Raw genomic sequence first — 1,097 nt, forward strand, 5'->3', positions numbered from 1 at the left:
GCGACCTCAGGCAACGCGCTGCCGCGCTGAAACTGCACGGCCTGCTGGCCCACTGGGATGAGACACCCGAGGCCGAATGGCCCTGGGTGCGCAGCCTCATTGAATGGGAAGAGATCGAGCGCAAGCGTCGCGGACTTGAACGGCGCCTCAGTGCGGCGCACATCGGCCGCTTCAAGCCGCTGGCCGACTTCGATTGGGGTTGGCCGACACAGTGCGACCAGGCCGCTGTATCCGGGTTCATGACCCTGGGCTTTATCCAGCAGACCGCCAACCTCATCCTGGTCGGACCGAACGGCGTCGGCAAATCCATGATCGCACAGAACATCGCCCACCACGCCGTCCTGCAAGGACATAGCGCGTTGTTCGTCAACGCCGCCCAGATGCTGGGCGACCTGGCGGCGCAGGATGGTGACAACGCACTGCGGCGTCGGCTGAAACACTATGCCCACCCGGACGTCCTGGTGATCGACGAGATCGGTTATCTCTCCTACGGCAATCGCCACGCCGATCTGTTGTTCAACATCATCAACCGCCGTTACGAACTCAAACCCACGATCGTGACCACGAATCGACCGTTTGCCGAATGGAGCGAGGTGTTCCCGAACGCCGCCTGCGTCGTGTCCATTGTCGACCGACTGGTGCATCACTCAGAAATCCTCGTCATCGAGGGTGGGTCGTATCGCATGAAAGAGGCGAAGGAGCGTGCCGCCAGGAAGAAGAAATCGCCCAAACCCCGACGGGCCGTTCCCACGAAGGCGACGGACAAATCTCCGGCAGGAGATCAATGACCATGTCGATGAAAGTGACCCGCTTATACACTCACTGGTCATCCGCCGAAGCTCAGACCATCATCGAGTTCCTGGATCGATTGCGAGATCAGCTCTGGGATACCTACGGTGACCAGATCATCAGTCTCCTGCAGGAAGCTTCCGTCTCTCAGGACGTTGACGAACTACAGGCCAAGCTTGAGTTCGACGACGACATCGAGTTCTAGCCAGGACGGCTAACGTGCGCGAACGATGGTGTCAGTGAGCCACCATGCCTAGAGGCGGAAACAGGTCGCGGCAAATAGTCGCGGTTTTACTCCGGCAACAACA

At 59.7% G+C, this 1,097-nt stretch carries 2 protein-coding genes; both read left to right on the forward strand.

What is annotated here, in order from left to right; all coding sequences use genetic code 11:
• The coding region (gene istB, locus O9K64_RS23430; RefSeq protein WP_275100538.1) for an IS21-like element helper ATPase IstB at positions 1–788 on the forward strand (788 nt) is incomplete at its 5' end.
• Between the two features lie 2 nt (positions 789–790).
• Positions 791–994: a hypothetical protein gene (locus O9K64_RS23435; protein ID WP_275100539.1), complete on the forward strand. Its 204-nt coding sequence runs from the start codon at positions 791–793 to the stop codon at positions 992–994.
• The last annotated feature ends 103 nt before the right edge of the window (positions 995–1,097 follow it).

It is taken from the genome of Sedimenticola hydrogenitrophicus, assembly GCF_029017505.1.
Taxonomy (GTDB): domain Bacteria; phylum Pseudomonadota; class Gammaproteobacteria; order Chromatiales; family Chromatiaceae; genus Sedimenticola; species Sedimenticola hydrogenitrophicus_A.

What these genes read in the sequence shown, in the direction of transcription:
- O9K64_RS23435 (WP_275100539.1), top strand. Translation starts at nt 791, where the DNA reads ATGTCGATGAAAGTGACCCGCTTATACACTCACTGGTCATCCGCCGAA.